The organism is Microbacterium sp. Cr-K20 (genome assembly GCF_000708325.1).
GTDB lineage: Bacteria > Actinomycetota > Actinomycetes > Actinomycetales > Microbacteriaceae > Microbacterium.
Map to the genome: position 1 here is coordinate 77,756 of NZ_JARE01000050.1, position 16,964 is coordinate 94,719.

Annotated in this window: 18 protein-coding genes; 10 read left to right on the forward strand and 8 right to left on the reverse strand. The window is 66.7% G+C overall.

Going from position 1 to position 16,964, the window contains the following annotated elements:
• Positions 1–43: 43 nt before the first annotated feature.
• From GZ67_RS0111170 to GZ67_RS0111185, 4 genes are read left to right on the forward strand one after another with little or no spacing between them, the layout of a single operon-like run.
• On the forward strand, positions 44–1,252 hold the full coding sequence (locus GZ67_RS0111170; protein ID WP_029261577.1) for a hypothetical protein: 1,209 nt from the start codon (positions 44–46) through the stop codon (positions 1,250–1,252).
• Position 1,253: 1 nt separating this feature from the next.
• A complete protein-coding gene (gene hisD / locus GZ67_RS0111175; protein WP_029261578.1) occupies positions 1,254–2,558 on the forward strand; it encodes a histidinol dehydrogenase in 1,305 nt (434 codons plus the stop codon).
• Between the two features lie 10 nt (positions 2,559–2,568).
• Positions 2,569–3,039 carry a transcriptional regulator NrdR gene (gene nrdR / locus GZ67_RS0111180; RefSeq protein WP_029261579.1) on the forward strand — a complete coding sequence of 157 codons (471 nt, stop codon included), beginning with the start codon at positions 2,569–2,571 and terminating at the stop codon, positions 3,037–3,039.
• 10 nt (positions 3,040–3,049) lie between these two features.
• Positions 3,050–4,087, forward strand: coding sequence for a quinone-dependent dihydroorotate dehydrogenase (locus GZ67_RS0111185; RefSeq protein WP_029261580.1), 1,038 nt, complete (start codon positions 3,050–3,052; stop codon positions 4,085–4,087).
• Here the strand turns inward: GZ67_RS0111185 and GZ67_RS0111190 are convergent.
• Positions 4,062–4,634 carry a DUF3043 domain-containing protein gene (locus GZ67_RS0111190; RefSeq protein ID WP_029261581.1) on the reverse strand — a complete coding sequence of 191 codons (573 nt, stop codon included), beginning with the start codon at positions 4,632–4,634 and terminating at the stop codon, positions 4,062–4,064. The two genes, GZ67_RS0111185 and GZ67_RS0111190, sit on opposite strands and share 26 nt — an antisense overlap.
• 45 nt (positions 4,635–4,679) lie before the next feature.
• Between GZ67_RS0111190 and GZ67_RS0111195 the strand changes: the two genes are divergently transcribed.
• From GZ67_RS0111195 to ctaF, 5 genes are all read left to right on the forward strand, one after another.
• Positions 4,680–6,083, forward strand: a complete 1,404-nt coding sequence (locus GZ67_RS0111195) for a dipeptidase (protein ID WP_029261582.1) — start codon at positions 4,680–4,682, stop codon at positions 6,081–6,083.
• A gap of 70 nt (positions 6,084–6,153) precedes the next feature.
• A complete protein-coding gene (gene erpA, locus GZ67_RS0111200) occupies positions 6,154–6,516 on the forward strand; it encodes an iron-sulfur cluster insertion protein ErpA (RefSeq protein WP_029261583.1) in 363 nt (120 codons plus the stop codon).
• A 139-nt stretch (positions 6,517–6,655) separates the two neighbouring features.
• Positions 6,656–7,558 (forward strand): aa3-type cytochrome oxidase subunit II, encoded by a 903-nt coding sequence (gene ctaC, locus GZ67_RS0111205; RefSeq protein WP_029261584.1) that lies wholly within the window; start codon positions 6,656–6,658, stop codon positions 7,556–7,558.
• A gap of 3 nt (positions 7,559–7,561) precedes the next feature.
• Positions 7,562–9,295 carry an aa3-type cytochrome oxidase subunit I gene (ctaD, locus tag GZ67_RS0111210; RefSeq protein WP_029261585.1) on the forward strand — a complete coding sequence of 578 codons (1,734 nt, stop codon included), beginning with the start codon at positions 7,562–7,564 and terminating at the stop codon, positions 9,293–9,295.
• Between the two features lie 3 nt (positions 9,296–9,298).
• Positions 9,299–9,733, forward strand: a complete 435-nt coding sequence (gene ctaF, locus GZ67_RS0111215) for an aa3-type cytochrome oxidase subunit IV (RefSeq protein ID WP_029261586.1) — start codon at positions 9,299–9,301, stop codon at positions 9,731–9,733.
• Between the two features lie 68 nt (positions 9,734–9,801).
• Here ctaF and GZ67_RS0111220 read toward each other — a convergent pair whose 3' ends face one another.
• The 7 genes from GZ67_RS0111220 to ctaE form a co-directional block, all read right to left on the reverse strand.
• Entirely contained in the window at positions 9,802–10,221 is a 420-nt protein-coding gene (locus GZ67_RS0111220; RefSeq protein WP_029261587.1) for a rhodanese-like domain-containing protein, read from the reverse strand.
• A gap of 82 nt (positions 10,222–10,303) precedes the next feature.
• A complete protein-coding gene (locus GZ67_RS0111225; RefSeq protein WP_029261588.1) occupies positions 10,304–10,819 on the reverse strand; it encodes a GNAT family N-acetyltransferase in 516 nt (171 codons plus the stop codon).
• Positions 10,820–10,821: 2 nt separating this feature from the next.
• The gene (locus GZ67_RS0111230) at positions 10,822–11,229 is read right to left on the reverse strand and encodes a RidA family protein (RefSeq protein ID WP_029261589.1); all 408 of its coding nucleotides are present in this window, start codon (positions 11,227–11,229) and stop codon (positions 10,822–10,824) included.
• A 79-nt stretch (positions 11,230–11,308) separates the two neighbouring features.
• A complete protein-coding gene (qcrB, locus tag GZ67_RS0111235; RefSeq protein WP_029261590.1) occupies positions 11,309–13,117 on the reverse strand; it encodes a cytochrome bc1 complex cytochrome b subunit in 1,809 nt (602 codons plus the stop codon).
• A complete protein-coding gene (gene qcrA / locus GZ67_RS0111240; protein ID WP_029261591.1) occupies positions 13,114–14,190 on the reverse strand; it encodes a cytochrome bc1 complex Rieske iron-sulfur subunit in 1,077 nt (358 codons plus the stop codon). Before qcrA ends, qcrB begins: the two co-directional genes overlap by 4 nt.
• A 36-nt stretch (positions 14,191–14,226) precedes the next feature.
• Positions 14,227–15,027 carry a cytochrome bc1 complex diheme cytochrome c subunit gene (qcrC, locus tag GZ67_RS0111245; protein WP_029261592.1) on the reverse strand — a complete coding sequence of 267 codons (801 nt, stop codon included), beginning with the start codon at positions 15,025–15,027 and terminating at the stop codon, positions 14,227–14,229.
• A 20-nt stretch (positions 15,028–15,047) separates the two neighbouring features.
• A complete protein-coding gene (ctaE, locus tag GZ67_RS0111250; protein ID WP_029261593.1) occupies positions 15,048–15,701 on the reverse strand; it encodes an aa3-type cytochrome oxidase subunit III in 654 nt (217 codons plus the stop codon).
• A 192-nt stretch (positions 15,702–15,893) separates the two neighbouring features.
• On the opposite strand from ctaE, the gene trpD reads away from it, so the two are divergent.
• A complete protein-coding gene (gene trpD / locus GZ67_RS0111255; protein ID WP_029261594.1) occupies positions 15,894–16,964 on the forward strand; it encodes an anthranilate phosphoribosyltransferase in 1,071 nt (356 codons plus the stop codon).

Sequence of the window (16,964 nt, forward strand, 5' to 3'; positions counted from 1 at the left end):
ACGACGAACACCCCCCGTCGAGCACTGTGACGAAAGGACCACCATGAGTACGGACACCTCCGAACCCGACCTTCCCGAGTCGGACCCCGAGGACTCGATCTTCAGCGACGACGACGGCGTGCTCTACGACGACGAGGTGACTCCGGAATTCGGCATTCTCGGATTCACGCTGCGTGAACTGCTGATCGTGGGCGTATGGGTGGTGGCCTTCGTGCTGTCCTTCTTCCCGCTGACCGGCGGCCTCTCGCTCTGGGGGATCGGTATCCAGTGGATCCTCCCCATCGCGCTTCCCACCGTGGCCGTCTTCCTGCTGGTGCTGCGCCGCTTCTCGCCGGATGGCATCCGCCGAGTGGGCTCGCTGGGCATCGACCAGTTCGCCTCCGTGGCGTTCTCCGTCGCGGCCGTCGTCTGGGTCGGGAATCTGTGGCTCTCGATCTCCGGGCTGATCGCCACCGGCTACTGGGGGCTCCCGTGGAACGGCGTGGGGATGGTCGTCACGTCTCTCGCGCTGGTCGTGCTCACAGTCTTCGCCCCGATCATTCCGGGTCTCAAGGAGGACTTCCACGGCCGCCTCGTCACGCTCGCGCATCGAAATGCGAATCCGGTGCGCCCGGTCATCGCGCGCCCGCGCCCCGAGCCCGCTCCCGTCGCGGAGTCGACCGTTTCCCCCAGCAGCACCGAGCCCGAGGTCACCGTCGATGCGTCAGGGCTGCCCCCGGTGACCGGCCTCGACATCGAGACGACCGGGCGACAGGCGACTGACGAGATCGCCCGACTCGACCTCGCGGAGCAGGTACCTCTCACGGCGCATGCCTCCGGCGGTGGCGTCGGGACCGACCAGGACGCCTCCGACGAGGACTACGTGCCCGCCTACTCCCGTCGATCCCGTGGACAGGAGCCCGAGATCGTCTCGGACACCGGAAGCATCGAGTCGCTGCTCGAGACCGCAGCGACCTACGAGACCGGCGATGTCCTGGCCGAAGCGGAGCCCCGCATCGTCGAGGGCTTCGCCGACGCCGACGCTGATCTCGACGCGACGAATCCTCGCGAGGCGGCTCCCGCCGCGCAGCCGTTCTGGATCCTCGCCGCCTCCGAACGGGATGTGCATGACGAGCGAGGAGAACCGCTGTTCCGCATCGGGCCGAGTGCCTGGGCCCTCGTGATCGAGGACCGTGGAGGTGCGTACGTCGTCCGACATGACGACGGACGGATCGGCTACCTCCACGACATCTCCGACATCTCGAAGGGCTGAAATGCGCACGATCGATCTGCGGGGGCGCGAGCTCTCGCCCGCTGACATGCTCGCGGCCGTGCCGCGCGCCACGCAGGCTCGGGCGGAGGCGCTCGACACCGCCGCCCGGATCGTCGAGGACGTGCGCGTTCGCGGTGAGGCCGCTCTCCGTGAGCAGGCGGAGCAGTTCGACCGGGTGACGGGCCACGACGTGCGGGTTCCCGCCGCGCACATCGCCGACGCCCTCGCATCCATCGAGCCCCCCGTCCGCGCTGCGCTCGAAGAGGCGATCGTGCGCGTGCGCCGTGGCTCCGAGGCCCAGGTGCCGGCGCCTCAGACCACCGAGATCGGCCCTGGGGCGCGCATTCTGCAGCGCTGGCAACCCGTGCACCGCGTGGGCGTCTACATTCCCGGCGGCAAGGCGGTCTACCCGTCGAGCGTGATCATGAACGTGGTTCCCGCGCAGGTGGCGGGCGTCGAGCAGATCGCTCTGGCGTCCCCGCCGCAGGCCGATCAGGGCGGTCGGATCCATCCGACGATCCTTGCGGCCGCCGCCCTGTTGGGCGTCACCGAGGTCTACGCCATGGGGGGAGCCGGCGCGATCGGCGCCTTCGCGCATGGCGTTCCGTCGCTCGGCCTCGACCCCGTCGACGTGGTCTCCGGCCCGGGGAACAACTATGTCGCGTCTGCGAAGCGGGCCGTCGCCGGCGTCGTCGGGACGGATTCCGAGGCCGGTGCGACCGAGATCCTCGTCGTGGCCGATGCCGATGCCGATGCGAGACTCATCGCTGCGGATCTGGTCAGCCAGGCGGAGCACGATGAACAGGCTTCCGCCGTCCTGGTGACGGATGCTGCCGGGCTCGCGGATCAGGTCGCCGTCGAGGTCGAGCGGATGGCGGCGGTCACACGACACAGCGAGCGTGTCGGGGCGGCTCTGAGCGGTCCGCAATCCGCGATCGTCCTCGTCGACGACCGTGCCATGGCGACGGCTTTCAGCAACGCCTACGCTCCGGAGCACCTCGAGCTGCACCTCGCCGATGCCGCAGATGCGGCGGCGGCGTTCACCAGCGCCGGTGCCGTCTTCGTCGGCGACCAGACTCCCGTCAGCCTCGGTGACTACATGGCGGGAAGCAACCACGTGCTTCCGACCGGCGGTCAGGCGCGGTATGCGCCCGGTCTCGGGTCCTACACGTTCCTGCGCCCGCAGCAGGTCATCTCGTATGATCGCGCGGCGCTGTCAGTCGTTCGCGCCGGTGTCGTGGCCCTCGCCGAAACCGAGGTGCTCCCTGCACACGGCGAGGCGATCGAGGCGCGTTTCACGGCGTAGGATCGGTCAGATGCACTGCCCCTTCTGTCGTCATCCCGACTCCCGTGTCATCGACTCGCGCACCAGCGACGACGGGTTGTCGATCAGACGCCGCCGCCAGTGCCCGGAATGCGGGGGCCGGTTCACCACCACCGAGACGGCGAGCCTCAACGTCATCAAGCGCTCCGGCGTCATGGAGCCGTTCAGCCGCGAGAAGGTCATCTCCGGCGTGCGCAAGGCCTGTCAGGGGCGGCCGGTGACCGAGGCCGACCTCGCGATCCTCGCGCAGCGTGTGGAGGAGGCCGTTCGCCAGACCGGTGTCTCGCAGCTCGACGCGAACGAGATCGGTCTCGCCATCCTGGGCCCGTTGCGTGAGCTCGACGAGGTCGCGTTCCTCCGCTTCGCCAGCGTCTACCAGGCGTTCGACTCGCTCGAGGACTTCGAGGCAGCGATCACCGATCTGCGGGCCGACCACACGAAGCAGGAGCCCGCGGAGCGGTAATCTGGCAGGGATGTATCCGCTGCTCTTCCGCGCTGTCCTCTCGCGCTTCGACCCCGAGTTCGCCCACCACGCCGGCATGGCGGTGATCCGTGTTCTCGGCGTGCGCCCCCTCTCCTGGGTGACGCGTGCCATGACGCGCCCGGACCCATCGCTGCGAGTCGAGGCTCTCGGTCTCACCTTCCCCTCGCCGTTCGGCATCGCGGCCGGGTTCGATAAGAACGCGGTCGGGGTGCGGGGCCTGGCAGCTCTCGGCTTCGGGCACGTGGAGGTCGGCACGCTCACCGCGGTCCCGCAGGAGGGCAACCCCAAGCCGCGTCTGTTCCGTCTCATCGCCGATCGTGCCGTCATCAACCGGATGGGCTTCAACAACGCGGGCGCGGACGCGGCAGCGCGCCGTCTGGCCCGTCTGCGCCGTGGAGCGCCCGACACGGTGGTCGGCGTCAACATCGGCAAGAGTCGGGTGGTGGACGTGGAGAACGCGACGGCCGACTACGTGGCTTCCGCGACTCGTCTCGCCCCGCTCGCCGACTACCTCGCCGTGAACGTGTCGTCTCCTAACACGCCGGGGCTGCGCGGGCTGCAGGCGGTGGAGACCCTCGCCCCGCTCTTGCGGGCGGTCAAGCAGGCCTCCGGTGCCACGCCGCTGCTCGTGAAGATCGCACCGGACCTTCCGGACGAGGAGATCGCGGCGATCGCGCAGCTGGCAGTGGCCGAAGGACTCGCCGGCATCATCGCGAACAACACGACCATCAGCCGAGACGGCCTGCTCTCGGATGCGGCGAAGGTCGAGGCCGCCGGCGCCGGTGGTCTGTCGGGGGCGCCGTTGAAGCAGCGCTCGCTCGAGGTGCTGCGCGTCGTGCGAGGCGCGGTTCCCGCCGACTTCTGCGTGATCGCGGTCGGCGGTGTCGAGACCGCTGCAGACGTGCAGGAGCGTCTGGAAGCCGGCGCCACTCTCGTGCAGGGCTACACGGCGTTCCTGTACCGCGGTCCGTTCTGGGGCCGCGAGATCAACAGGGGACTGATCAGTCGGGGTACTGCCCGCGCTTGACCTGCGGCTTCGGCAAGCGCATGAATCGCATCTGCAGAGCCCGCATCGCCGCGTACCAGCCGAGACCGCGCTCGAGACGCTCCTTGCCGAACTTCGCCGCAGCCTTGCGCTTGACCCGCATGGCCAGCAGGACCATGCCGCCGATCGCGATCACCAGGTACCCCATCATCACCAGGTACGCGTAGAACGAGATCATCATGTTCGTGGGCAGCAGCGAGGCGAGGATGACCAGCACCATGACGCCCATCACGAACTCGGCCGGGTGCCAGCCCGCATCGACGTAGTCGCGCACCCAGCGGCGCTGAGGCCCCTTGTCGCGGACGGGGAGGTACTTCTCCTCGCCGGCGGCCATGCCGGCCTGTGCCTTGGCTCGGCGCTCGTTGAGCTCGGCCTTGGCGGCGGCTTTGGCCTCTTTGGTGTTGGCGACCAGGGGGCGGCGGCGGGCAGCCTCCTGCTCCGCACGGGTCGGCGTCGCGCGCCCCTTTCCGACGGCGGGCGTCTCGGGGGCGTCGTCGTTCGTCGAAGGGGAGACAGGGGTAGTGGCCACGGAGTTCCTCGGTTCGCTGCGGGGGATCACCTTAAGATTACTCGCATGACCTCTCCTGTTCCTCCCCGTGAGCCCGATGCCGCCGTCCTCGAGGCTGTGGCGACCGGTATCCCCTCCGCGTTGTCGGACCTCGGCCACCTCGTGCGCATCCCGGGAATGGCCTGGCCCGCGTTCGATCAGACCCAGCTGGAGCGCAGCGCGGAAGCCGTGGCTGCGCTGGCCTCGGACACCGGTGTCTTCGACGAGGTGCGTGTGCTCCGTGCCGCGATCCCGGGCACCGATGAGCAGGGACAGCCGGCAGTCCTCGCCACGCGCGCGGCCCGCAACGGCAAGCCGACGATCCTGCTCTACGCGCACCACGACGTGCAGCCTCCCGGTGATGACGCCCTCTGGGAGACCCCGCCGTTTGAGCCGACGGTCCGTGACGGGCGTCTGTACGGACGCGGCGCCGCAGACGACAAGGCGGGGATCATGGCGCACATCGCGTCGATCCGAGCCGTACACGAGGTGCTGGGGGACGACCTCGACCTCGGTATCGCGATGTTCATCGAGGGGGAGGAGGAGTACGGGTCTCGTTCCTTCGCTCAGTTCCTCTCCGACAACAAGGAGGCGCTCCGCGCGGACGCCATCGTCGTCGCCGACTCCGGCAACTGGGATTCGGTCACCCCGGGCCTCACCGTCTCGCTTCGCGGGAACGCGCGCTTCACGCTGCGCGTGCGCACCCTCGATCACGCGTCCCACTCGGGGATGTTCGGGGGAGCGGTGCCCGACGCGATGATGTCGACCGTGAAACTGCTCTCCACGCTGTGGAACTCCGACGGCTCGGTGGCGGTGGCGGGGATGACCGAGCGCGATGCGCCCACTCCCGATTACACCGAGGCGACACTCCGTGACGAGGCAGGGCTCCTGCCCGGCACCACTCCGATCGGTGACGGCACGATCCTCAGCCGGATCTGGAACAAGCCCGCGGTGACGGTGATCGGCATCGACGCGACGAGCGTGGCGGCGGCATCCAACACCCTGCTTCCCGAGGTCACGGTCGTGATCAGCGCTCGTGTCGCGCCCGGGCAGACGGGGCAGGCCGCGTATGACGCCCTCGAGAGCCACCTGCGGGCTCACGCTCCGTTCGGCGCGGAGCTCACCTTCTCGGATGTCGACCTGGGGGATGGCTTCCTCGTCGACACCAGCGGCTGGGCGGTGCAGCTCACGCGCGACGCGATGCACGACGGCTACGGGGTTCCGCCGGTGGACCTGGGCGTCGGCGGTTCGATCCCGTTCATCGCCGACCTGGTGCGGGAGTTCCCGGCTGCGCAGATCCTCGTCACCGGTGTCGAGGACCCGCATTCGCGGGCGCACAGCCCCAACGAGTCGCTGCACCTCGACACCTTCCGCCATGCGGTCGCGACCGAGGCGCTGCTGCTCACCCGCATGAATGCTGCAGAACTCTGAGCCTCACAGGATCTGCGGCGGTAGAATCGTCCGAGAAGCCGTGCACCTGCGGCCCGTCACAAGGAGCGACATGAGCGACACCACACTCTCCCCAGAGACCACCCGCGCACACGGCGTCACCCTGACCGACGCTGCCGCCGTCAAGGTGAAGAACCTCCTCGAGCAGGAAGGCCGCGACGATCTCCGTCTTCGCGTCGCCGTGCAGCCCGGCGGATGCTCGGGCCTGATCTACCAGCTGTACTTCGACGAGCGCTACCTCGAAGGCGACGAGACCGTCGACTTCGACGGCGTCGAGGTGATCATCGACAACATGAGCGTCCCGTACCTCGACGGTGCGGCGATCGACTTCAAGGACACGATCTCCGAGCAGGGGTTCACGATCGACAACCCCAACGCAGCGGGCAGCTGCGCCTGCGGCGACAGCTTCCACTGATCGTCCGTCTGCCGAACGGCCGCCGTCACCATGGGTGACGGCGGCCGTTCCGCTTTCGGAACCTGCGTGGTTGGCATGAATCAGGTGTGAGGTTGCCCTAGACTTGGGTGTGCTCTGTTCGCGATCTGAAAGGTGCATCGTGCCCTCGAAACGCAGCCTTCGTTGGGCCGCACTCCCTGTGGGAGTCGTGGCAGCCTTGGCCCTGGCGGGATGTTCTCCCACCGAGCTGAACGGCTTTCTTCCGGGCTTCGTGGAGGGTGGCCCCGCAGCCACCAATCAGACCGAGCGCGTCTCCTCGCTCTGGGTGAACTCCTGGATCGTGCTTCTCGCCGTCGGCATCATCACGTGGGGCCTGATGGCCTGGGCCGCGATCGCGTACCGTCGCCGCAAGGGCCAGACCGGCCTCCCGGTGCAGATGCGCTACAACATGCCGATCGAGATCTTCTACACGATCGTGCCGCTCATCCTCGTGCTGGGAATGTTCTTCTTCACCGCTCGTGATCAGACCGAGATCGAGGCCAAGTGGGACGAGCCCGACGTCGAGATCACCGCGATCGCCAAGCAGTGGGCGTGGGACTTCCAGTACGACGGTGAAGAAGAGGACAACTCCGACGCCGTGTGGACGATGGGCATCCAGGCCCAGCCCGACGCCGAAGGCAACATCGATCAGTCGCAGCTGCCGACCCTGGTTCTGCCGGTCGACAAGAAGGTCACGATCGACCTGCAGTCGCGCGACGTCATCCACTCTTTCTGGATCATCGACTTCCTCTACAAGAAGGACATGTTCATCGGGAAGGACAACTCCTGGTCGTTCATCCCCACCCGTGAGGGCGAGTACGCCGGCAAGTGTGCCGAGCTCTGCGGTGAGTATCACTCGATGATGCTCTTCAACGTCAAGGTCGTCTCTCAGGACGACTACGACGCGTACCTCGAGTCGCTCGAGGAGAAGGGCAACACGGGCGACATCACCGACGCGTACGACCGTCTCTCGAACTTCCCGGGGACGACCCCGAAGACCGACACCGAGGAAGGAGGGGAGTAAGTCATGTCGACCACAGAAGCTCCCCGTACCGACGAGACTCCCCAGTCGCGTCCGACCACTCTGCCCGCCCGCCAGGCCGCTCTCATGAGCTCCTCGCGCGTGGAGCAGAAGGGCAACATCGTCGTCAAGTGGATCACCTCCACCGACCACAAGACCATCGGGTACATGTACCTGATCGCGTCCGTGCTGTTCTTCCTCCTCGGTGGCGTGATGGCCCTCGTCATCCGCGCCGAGCTGTTCGCGCCGGGCATGCAGATCGTCCCGACGAAGGAGCAGTACAACCAGCTGTTCACGATGCACGGCACGATCATGCTGCTGATGTTCGCGACGCCGCTCTTCGCGGGCTTCGCCAACGCGATCCTGCCGTTGCAGATCGGCGCCCCCGACGTGGCCTTCCCGCGTCTGAACGCGTTTGCCTTCTGGCTCTTCCTCTTCGGCTCGACCATCGCGGTCGCCGGCTTCCTCACCCCGCAGGGCGCGGCCTCCTTCGGATGGTTCGCCTATCAACCGCTGGCCGGTGCGTCGTTCTCGCCGGGCGCGGGTGGAAACCTCTGGATGGTCGGACTGGGCATCTCCGGTTTCGGAACCATCCTCGGTGCCGTCAACTTCATCACCACGATCATCACGATGCGCGCTCCCGGCATGACGATGTGGCGCATGCCGATCTTCTCCTGGAACACGCTCATCACGAGCCTGCTCATCCTGATGGCGTTCCCCGTGCTCGCGGCAGCGATCTTCGCCGCTGCAGCGGACCGCATCCTCGGCGCTCACATCTACGACCCCGCCAACGGCGGTGTCCTGCTGTGGCAGCACCTGTTCTGGTTCTTCGGCCACCCCGAGGTCTACATCATCGCTCTGCCGTTCTTCGGCATCGTGTCGGAGATCTTCCCGGTCTTCAGCCGTAAGCCGATCTTCGGATACAAGACGCTGGTCTACGCGACGATCGCGATCGCCGCTCTCTCCGTCGCCGTGTGGGCGCACCACATGTACGTGACCGGATCGGTGCTGCTGCCCTTCTTCGCCCTCATGACGATGCTCATCGCCGTGCCGACGGGTGTGAAGATCTTCAACTGGATCGGCACGCTCTGGCGAGGATCGGTGACGTTCGAGACTCCGATGGTCTTCGCACTCGGATTCCTCGTGTCGTTCGTCTTCGGCGGTCTGACCGGTGTCATCCTCGCGGCCCCGCCGCTGGACTTCGCCCTCTCCGACTCGTACTTCGTCGTCGCTCACTTCCACTACGTGGTGTTCGGCACCGTCGTGTTCGCCATGTTCGCCGGCTTCTACTTCTGGTGGCCGAAGTGGACCGGTCGCATGCTCAACGAGCGTCTCGGTTACGTGCACTTCTGGATGCTGTTCATCGGCTTCCACATGACGTTCCTCATCCAGCACTGGCTGGGTGTCGACGGCATGGTGCGCCGCTACGCGGACTACTCCGCGGCAGACGGCTGGACCTGGCAGAACCAGGTCTCCACGATCGGTGCGATCATCCTCGGCGCCTCGATGCTGCCGTTCTTCCTGAACGTGTGGATCACGGCCCGCAAGGCTCCGAAGGTCACGGTAAACGACCCGTGGGGCTACGGTGCTTCGCTCGAGTGGGCGACGTCGTGCCCGCCGCCGCGGCACAACTTCACGTCGATCCCGCGTATCCGCAGCGAGCGTCCCGCGTTCGACCTGAATCACCCGGAGGCTGCCGAGTTCGCGACCACGGCGCCCGGCGAGCGAGAGGCCCACTAAGTCATGCGCGACAACGTCATTCTCTGGTGGGTGCTGACAGCGTTCTTCGCCCTCGTCGGTGTCGTCTACACCGGCTGGCACATCCTGGTCACTCCGTCCGACAACTTCGCGATGCGGATCGAGTGGGTCGGCACTGTCGCCCTGTTCTTCGCAGCCTTCATGGCCGCGATGGTCGCGTTCTATCTCGATCGCACGCACAAGGCGCAGAACGGTGAGCTGCCGGAAGACATCCTGACGGCGGACATCGACGACGGTGACCCCGAGCTCGGCGAGTTCAGCCCGTGGTCCTGGTGGCCGATCGTGCTCGCCGCTTCGGCCGGTGTCTTCGTCGTCGGCCTTGCTGTCGGACACTTCCTGCTCCCGATCGGTCTCGCGATCTTCGTCGTCGCGATCGTCGGCTGGGTCTACGAGTACTACCGCGGCAACTTCGCCCGCTGAGACTTCTGAATAGAAGAAGGCCCCCGGATTCGTCCGGGGGCCTTCTTCGTATACGGAGGGCGCTGCGGTCAGGCTCGTGTGCGGATGCGTGCGATGCCGGTCAGCGGATCGACGGGGCGGCGGTGCACGCCATCGGCGTCCTCCACGGGGTAGCCCTCGCGCACCCAATACTCGAAGCCGCCGATCATCTCACGGACCCGGTAGCCGAGGCGGGCGAACTCGAGGGCACCCTTCGCTCCGGCATTGCAGCCGGGACTCCAGCAGTACACGACCACGTCAGCGTCTGCGGGGATCTCCACGGGGGCGCGGTTCTCGATCTCGCTGTAGTGCATGTGTACGGCGCCGGCGACCCGACCTTGCGCCCAGGCCTCGTCCGAGCGCACATCGACGATGACGATGTTCTCGCCGGCCTTCTGCGCGGCGTGCACATCGCTGGCGTCGGTCTCGTAGGCGAGTTTGGCCGTGTAGAAGTCCGCGCGATCGATCATGCTCTCAGCCTAGGACGAGCCCATCCTCTGGTCTGAGCGGATTCCTGTCGTCCAGAGAGCGAAAACCGTCAACATCGACGCATCAGAGGGTGGCAGTCATCTGCACGCGAGGGCCGTACCTGAAGAGCCCGAGGGCGGTCTCCGTGTCGATGAGGGAGCGGAGCAGAGCGGAGTCCGGCTCGGTCTCCGTGAAACCGCAGGAGGCGTAGAACGGCGCGTTCCAGGGGACGTCACGGTAGGTGCGGAGGGTGATCGTACGATGTCCGCGGTCTCGGGTCTCAGAGAGCGCCGCCTGGACGAGCCGACGCCCGATCCCGCGCCGGCCGTACGTGGGCAGCACAGAGAGCTGCTCCAGATGAGCGTGCCCGTCGATCTCCAGGACGTGCACGAAGCCGACGGGGCCCGAAGAGGGGGCTGAGGCCTCGTGGGGCTCAGCGACGAGCACGAAGCCCGGCATCGAAGCGCGCTCCCGAGCAGTGGTCGGGGGCGGCCAGTCGACCGCGTCGAAACGATCGACGAGCAGAGCATCCGCCGCGGCTTCGATCTGTTCGGTCTCCGCGTCATCCGCCGGATGCGCAGGACGTACTCGGATCTCCATGGTCACTCTCCTGCGACGGCGGCGATGGCCTCGATCTCGACGAGCTGGTCATCGTAACCGAGCACCGTGACACCCAGGAGGGTGCTGGGGACGTCGTGGTCGCCGAAGGCAGCGTGGACCACGTCCCACGCCGTGACGAGGTCGGCCTGCGCGGAGGAAGCCACCAGCACTCGTGTGCTGATGACATCGGTGAGGTCCGCGCCAGCGACGTCGAGTGCTGCCTCGAGCGTCTGCACGCATCGGGCCGCCTGAGCCGCGTAGTCGCCCGGTGCGGCGGTCGTCCCGTCGTCGTTCAGAGGGCAGGCTCCCGCGAGGAAGATGAAACGCGAACCCGCCGGTGCAGTGGCGGCATAGGCGTAGGGGGCGTCGGCGAGGGCAGTGGCGCGGATCAGCTGGACGGCAGATGACATGGTTCGATCCTCTCATTCACGGATTAACGATGAAGGCCCCGTCCGTGTGGACGAGGCCTTCATCGTGGGGGAGTGGCGACTACTCGCCATCCTCCTTCTTGCGAGGCTTCTTCACCGGCTCGGTCGCGATGACCGTGCTGGGGGTGTTCGGCGTCTCGTCGACGTGCGTCTCATCGACCGTGAGCGGGGCATCAGGGAAGCCGGCGCGCTCGTGAGCGCCCTGGATCTCTGCGGCCTCGGTCTCATCGTTCTGAGCCGTGACGTGGTGCTGGTGCGCATCGGCTGCTTCGACCTCGGCCTGCGTGAGCGGGGCCAGACGATCTTCGAAGAACCACCGGGAGATCGAGGAACGGAGGTTCTCCGTCCACGGGATGCGGCCCTTGGCGTTCGGGCGAACCACGAGAGGCTCGTAGGAGTCGACATCGATGAGCTTCCAGCGGTCGTACTGGTCGACCGGCTGGTGGACCTCGATGAACTCGCCACCGGGGAGGCGCACGATGCGGCCCGATTCGAAGCCGTGCAGCACGATCTCGCGGTCCTTCTTCTGCAGCGCGATGCAGATGCGCTTGGTGACGAAGTACCCGAGGATCGGGCCCAGGAAGAGCAGCGCCTGCAGCGTGTGGATGACGCCTTCCATCGTGAGCATGAAGTGCGTCGCGATGAGGTCGGACGATGCTGCAGCCCAGAGGACGGCGTAGAAGATGACGCCGGCGACGCCGATCGCGGTGCGCGTCGCCGCGTTGCGGGGACGCTGTGCGATGTGGTGCTCGCGCTTGTCGCCGGTGACCCACGCCTCGATGAACGGGTAGATCGCGACGACCACGATGAACAGGCCGAGCACGAGCACGGGCGCGATGATTCCGAAGGACCACGTGCGGTCGAGGAACACGATGTCCCAGTTCGACGGCGCCAGACGCAGAGCGCCGTCGGCGAAGCCGATGTACCAGTCCGGCTGCGTGCCGGCCGAGACAGGGGAGGGGTCGTACGGGCCGTAGTTCCAGATCGGGTTGATCTGGAAGAACGTCGCGATCATGACGATCACGCCGAACACGATGAACAGGTAGCCGCCCATCTTCGACATGTAGACCGGCATCATCGGGTAGCCCACGACGTTGTCGTTCGTGCGGCCGGGGCCGGCGAACTGCGTGTGCTTGTTGATGATCATCAGCATCAGGTGCACGACGATGAGCGCGATCACGAGCATCGGCAGCAACAGGATGTGCAGCGTGTACAGACGTCCGACGATGTCGGTCCCGGGGAACTCGCCGCCGAAGAGGAGGAACGAGGTCCAGGTGCCGATCAGGGGGAGACCCTTGATCATGCCGTCGATTATGCGGAGGCCGTTACCCGAGAGCAGGTCGTCGGGAAGCGAGTAGCCGGTGAAGCCCTCTGCCATCGCGAGGATGAACAGGACGAAGCCGATGACCCAGTTGAGCTCACGCGGCTTGCGGAACGCGCCGGTGAAGAACACGCGGAGCATGTGCACGCCGATGCCGGCGATGAACACGAGCGCCGCCCAGTGGTGGATCTGGCGGACCAGGAGCCCGCCGCGCAGGTCGAACGAGATGTGCAGCGACGACTCGAGCGCCGCCGACATCTCGATACCACGCATCGGCGCGTAGGCGCCGGTGTAGTGGGTCTCGACCATGGATGCCTGGAAGAAGAACGTCAGGAAGGTTCCGGAGAGGAACACGACGACGAAGCTCCACAGCGCGATCTCGCCGAGCATGAACGACCAGTGGTCGGGGAAGATCTTGCGTCCGAGCTCCTTGACGAAGCCGGAGAGGCTGGTGCGCTCGTCGATGTAGTTCGACGCGGCACCGACGAAGCGACCGCCGAGGGGCGCCTTGGTGTCCTTGTCCTCTTTGGACAGCGTTGCGGTGCTCAATGGCGCTCCCAGAAGCTCGGGCCGACGGGTTCCTTGAAGTCGCTGCGTGCGACCAGGTAGCCCTCGTCATCGACGGTGATGGGCAGCTGCGGCAGCGGACGAGCCGCCGGGCCGAAGATGACCTTGGCGTGGTCCGTGACGTCGAACTGCGACTGGTGGCACGGGCACAGCAGGTGGTGTGTCTGCTGCTCGTACAGAGCCACAGGGCATCCGACGTGCGTGCAGACCTTGGAATAGGCGACGATGCCGTCGTAGGACCAGTCCTTGCGGTCCTCAGCCTCGATCAGCTGCTCGGGGCGCAGACGCATCATCAGCACGATGGCCTTGGCCTTCTCCTCGAGGTAGCCGTCGTGGTGGCTGAGCGTCGCGAGCTCTTCGGGGATCACGTGGAACGCCGACCCGAGGGTCACGTCCGCGGCGCGGATCGGGGTGCCGTCGGGGTCGCGGACGAGGCGCGCACCCTTCTCCCACATCGTGTGCTTGAGGAGAACGACCGGGTCGCCCGCGGTGGGGTCATCCGGCGTCGAGTGCGGAGCGAGACCACGGAAGAGCGTGACGCCCGGGATGATCGAGGCGACGAGTGCGGCGAACAGCGAGTTGCGGATCACCGTGCGGCGTCCGAAACCGGACTCCTCGTTCGCGTCGGAGAAGGCCTGGATGGCCGCCTCGCGGGTCGCGTCCTTGCCACGGGTGGGGTGGCGGTGCTCGATGAACTCCTTGTCGGACATGAGCGCCTTGGACCAGTGGATCGCACCGATGCCGAGGGCCAGCAGCGCGAGGGCGATGCCGAGACCGATGAAGAGGTTGTTCTGCCGGATGTCGATGAGCGCGCCGCTCTCGATCGGGAACAGCATGTAGGCGGCGACCGCCCAGATGCTCCCGGCCAGCGAGAGGTAGAACAGCGTGTAGACAGTGCGGACAGCGGCCTTCTCAGCGCGCGGGTCCTTGTCGGTCATCCGCTCGCGGTGCGGCGGAAGCCCGGGGTTCTGCACGGGATCGCTGACTGCGACACCCAGCCCCGGAGAGGGCTGGTAGGCCCTGTCAAGAGCCTGCGAGTCGTCGTCGTGTGCCATGGTGCTCCTCGTACGTTCCTCTTCGATGAATAAGCGTCAGTTGGACTTCGCCGTGATCCACACGGTGATGGCGACGAGCGCGCCGATTCCGAAGATCCAGACGAACAGGCCCTCGGAGACCGGTCCGAGCGAACCGAGCGAGAATCCGCCGATCTGCACGGACTGCTGCTGGAAGAGCAGCGCCGAGATGATGTCGCGCTTGTCCTCGTCGGACAGGTTCATGTCGCCGAAGACCGGCATGTTCTGCGGGCCGGTGACCATCGCCGCGTACATGTGCAGCGCGCTGGTCTCCTGGAGACCGGGTGCGTACTTGCCCTCGGTGAGCGCTCCACCCGCTGCGGCCACGTTGTGGCACATCGCGCAGTTGACGCGGAACAGCTCGGCGCCGTTCGCGACGTCACCTTCTCCGTCCAGGATGTGGTCGGCGGGGAACGTCGGGCCGGGAGCCTCGGACTGCACGAACGAGGAGATCGCGAGGATCTGGTCCTCGGTGAACTGCGGTGCCTTCTGCGGCGCCTGCGGTCCCTGCATCTGCAGGGGCATGCGACCGGTCGACAGCTGGAACTCGGTGGCCAGCTCGCCCACGCCGTACAGGCTGGGGCCGTTGGCGGTTCCCTGCAGGTCGAGACCGTGGCAGGTGGCGCAGTTCGCCTGGAACAGCTTCTCGCCGTCTTCGACGGTCAGCTGCGTCGACGCGGTCGGCGTGTCGGATGCGGCGAACGCAGCCGTCGCACCGGCGTACACGGCGCCGGTGATCATGAGGCCTGCTCCGATGAGCGCGGCCGCCGCCAACGGGCTGCGACGACCGCTGGAACGGCGCTTCTTCTCTCGTGCCATCTCGGGGATCAGCTCCGCTCTTATTTCAGGAAGTAGATAACGAGGAACAGCACGATCCAGACGACGTCGACGAAGTGCCAGTAGTAGGACACCACGATCGAGGAGGTCGCCTCCTTGTGCCGGAAGTTCTTGACGGCGTATGCGCGTCCGATGACGAGCAGGAACGCGACGAGGCCGCCCGTGACGTGAAGGGCGTGGAAGCCGGTCGTCAGGTAGAAGGCGGAGGCGTACGAATCGGCGTTGATCGGCATGCCTTCAGCGACCAGCTGTGCGTACTCCCACACCTGGCCGGAGACGAAGATCGCGCCGAGGGCGAAGGTGAGGAAGAACCACTCGACCATTCCCCAGCCGAAGAGGCGACGGCGTCCGGCGCCGTTCTTCTGCCCCTTGCCGATCTTGTAGGGCTGCAGGTCTTCTGCCGCGAACACGCCCATCTGGCACGTGAACGAGGAGAGGACGAGGATCGCAGTGTTCACTGCGGCGAACGGGACGTTCAGCAGCTCGGTCCGGTCTGCCCACAGCTCCGGGGAGGTGCTGCGGAGAGTGAAGTAGATCGCGAAGAGTCCCGCGAAGAACATCACCTCACTGCCGAGCCACACAATGGTGCCGACAGCTACCGGGTTGGGCCGCTTAATCGTTCTCGCCGCCGGGGCATACGTCGCTGAGGTCGTCACCCCTCCATTATGGCCGATCCTGGGGCGTGATTCTTGCACCCACGACCTTCGAATCGCCGGACCTGGACTTAGGGGACCCTAAGAAAACACTGCGAATACCCGGTGAATCCGCGGGAAACAGGGGGTGGGCACGGAGTGCGCATGCGTGCGGAAGCATCTGCATGTTTTCTCCACGCCGATAGGATCGCACACATGCCTGATTCGTTGACCTGGCCCGACGTGCTCACCTCGCTGTTGGAGCGCCGCGATCTCAGCGTCTGGGAGTCCACGTGGGCGATGCGTCAGATCATGCAGGGTGGCGTGAGCGAGGCGCAGCTCGCCGGTTTCCTCGTCGCTCTCCGTGCGAAGGGCGAGACGATCGACGAGATCGTCGGGTTCCGCGATGCGATCCTCGAGGCCGCCGTGCCGCTGCCGGTCTCCCCGGACGTGCTCGACATCGTCGGAACCGGAGGGGACCGCGTCGGTACGGTCAACGTGTCCACGACCGCGGCGATCATCATCGGCGCCACGGGGGTGCCCGTCGTGAAGCACGGCAACCGTGCCGCCAGTTCCGCCTCCGGATCCTCGGACGTGCTCGGAGCACTCGGCCTGGAGCTTTCTCTGAACCCCGCCGACGTGGCATCCATCCTCGACCGCACCGGCATCACGTTCGCGTGGGCCGGGGCTTTCCACCCGGGCTTCAAGCACGCAGGCACCGTGCGTGCCGAGCTCGGGGTGCCGACGGTCTTCAACATGCTCGGCCCGCTGTGCAACCCGGCGCGTGCCGAAGCCAATGCCGTCGGTGTCGCGCAGATCGAGCGGGTGCCGCTGATCACGGGCGTGTTCCGCACCCGCGGCGCGACCGCACTCGTCTTCCGCGGCGACGACGGGCTCGACGAGCTGACGACCACCGGACACAGTCGTATCTGGGAGGTCACCCGGGGAGACATCCACGAGCACGACCTCGACCCCCGCGACCTCGACATCCCGATCGCCGATCTCGCCGACCTGATCGGCGGCTCACCGCAGCACAACGCCGAGGTGCTCCGGCGCACGCTCGCGGGGGAGACCGGCGCGGTACGCGACATCGTGCTCCTCAACGCCGCTGCCGGAATCGTCGCCTTCGAGCTCTCGCAGGACGCCACGCAGGTGCAGCGGCCCATCCTGGAGCGGTTGCGCGCGGGGTACGACAAGGCCGCGGCGGCGGTCGACGACGGTCGTGCCCTGGCCAAGCTCGATCAGTGGATCGGCGTCAGCCGCGAGCTGGCGGCACCCCAGGAGTGA

Bases quoted from the DNA above. Each gene is read 5' to 3' on its own strand.
- trpD (WP_029261594.1), top strand. From the start codon at position 15,894: ATGCCTGATTCGTTGACCTGGCCCGACGTGCTCACCTCGCTGTTGGAG.
- qcrC (WP_029261592.1), bottom strand. From the start codon at position 15,027: ATGGCACGAGAGAAGAAGCGCCGTTCCAGCGGTCGTCGCAGCCCGTTG.
- GZ67_RS0111220 (WP_029261587.1), bottom strand. From the start codon at position 10,221: ATGATCGATCGCGCGGACTTCTACACGGCCAAACTCGCCTACGAGACC.
- ctaF (WP_029261586.1), top strand. From the start codon at position 9,299: ATGCGCGACAACGTCATTCTCTGGTGGGTGCTGACAGCGTTCTTCGCC.
- GZ67_RS0111185 (WP_029261580.1), top strand. From the start codon at position 3,050: ATGTATCCGCTGCTCTTCCGCGCTGTCCTCTCGCGCTTCGACCCCGAG.
- GZ67_RS0111170 (WP_029261577.1), top strand. From the start codon at position 44: ATGAGTACGGACACCTCCGAACCCGACCTTCCCGAGTCGGACCCCGAG.
- GZ67_RS0111225 (WP_029261588.1), bottom strand. From the start codon at position 10,819: ATGGAGATCCGAGTACGTCCTGCGCATCCGGCGGATGACGCGGAGACC.
- hisD (WP_029261578.1), top strand. From the start codon at position 1,254: ATGCGCACGATCGATCTGCGGGGGCGCGAGCTCTCGCCCGCTGACATG.
- ctaD (WP_029261585.1), top strand. From the start codon at position 7,562: ATGTCGACCACAGAAGCTCCCCGTACCGACGAGACTCCCCAGTCGCGT.
- qcrA (WP_029261591.1), bottom strand. From the start codon at position 14,190: ATGGCACACGACGACGACTCGCAGGCTCTTGACAGGGCCTACCAGCCC.
- GZ67_RS0111230 (WP_029261589.1), bottom strand. From the start codon at position 11,229: ATGTCATCTGCCGTCCAGCTGATCCGCGCCACTGCCCTCGCCGACGCC.
- nrdR (WP_029261579.1), top strand. From the start codon at position 2,569: ATGCACTGCCCCTTCTGTCGTCATCCCGACTCCCGTGTCATCGACTCG.
- erpA (WP_029261583.1), top strand. From the start codon at position 6,154: ATGAGCGACACCACACTCTCCCCAGAGACCACCCGCGCACACGGCGTC.
- GZ67_RS0111195 (WP_029261582.1), top strand. From the start codon at position 4,680: ATGACCTCTCCTGTTCCTCCCCGTGAGCCCGATGCCGCCGTCCTCGAG.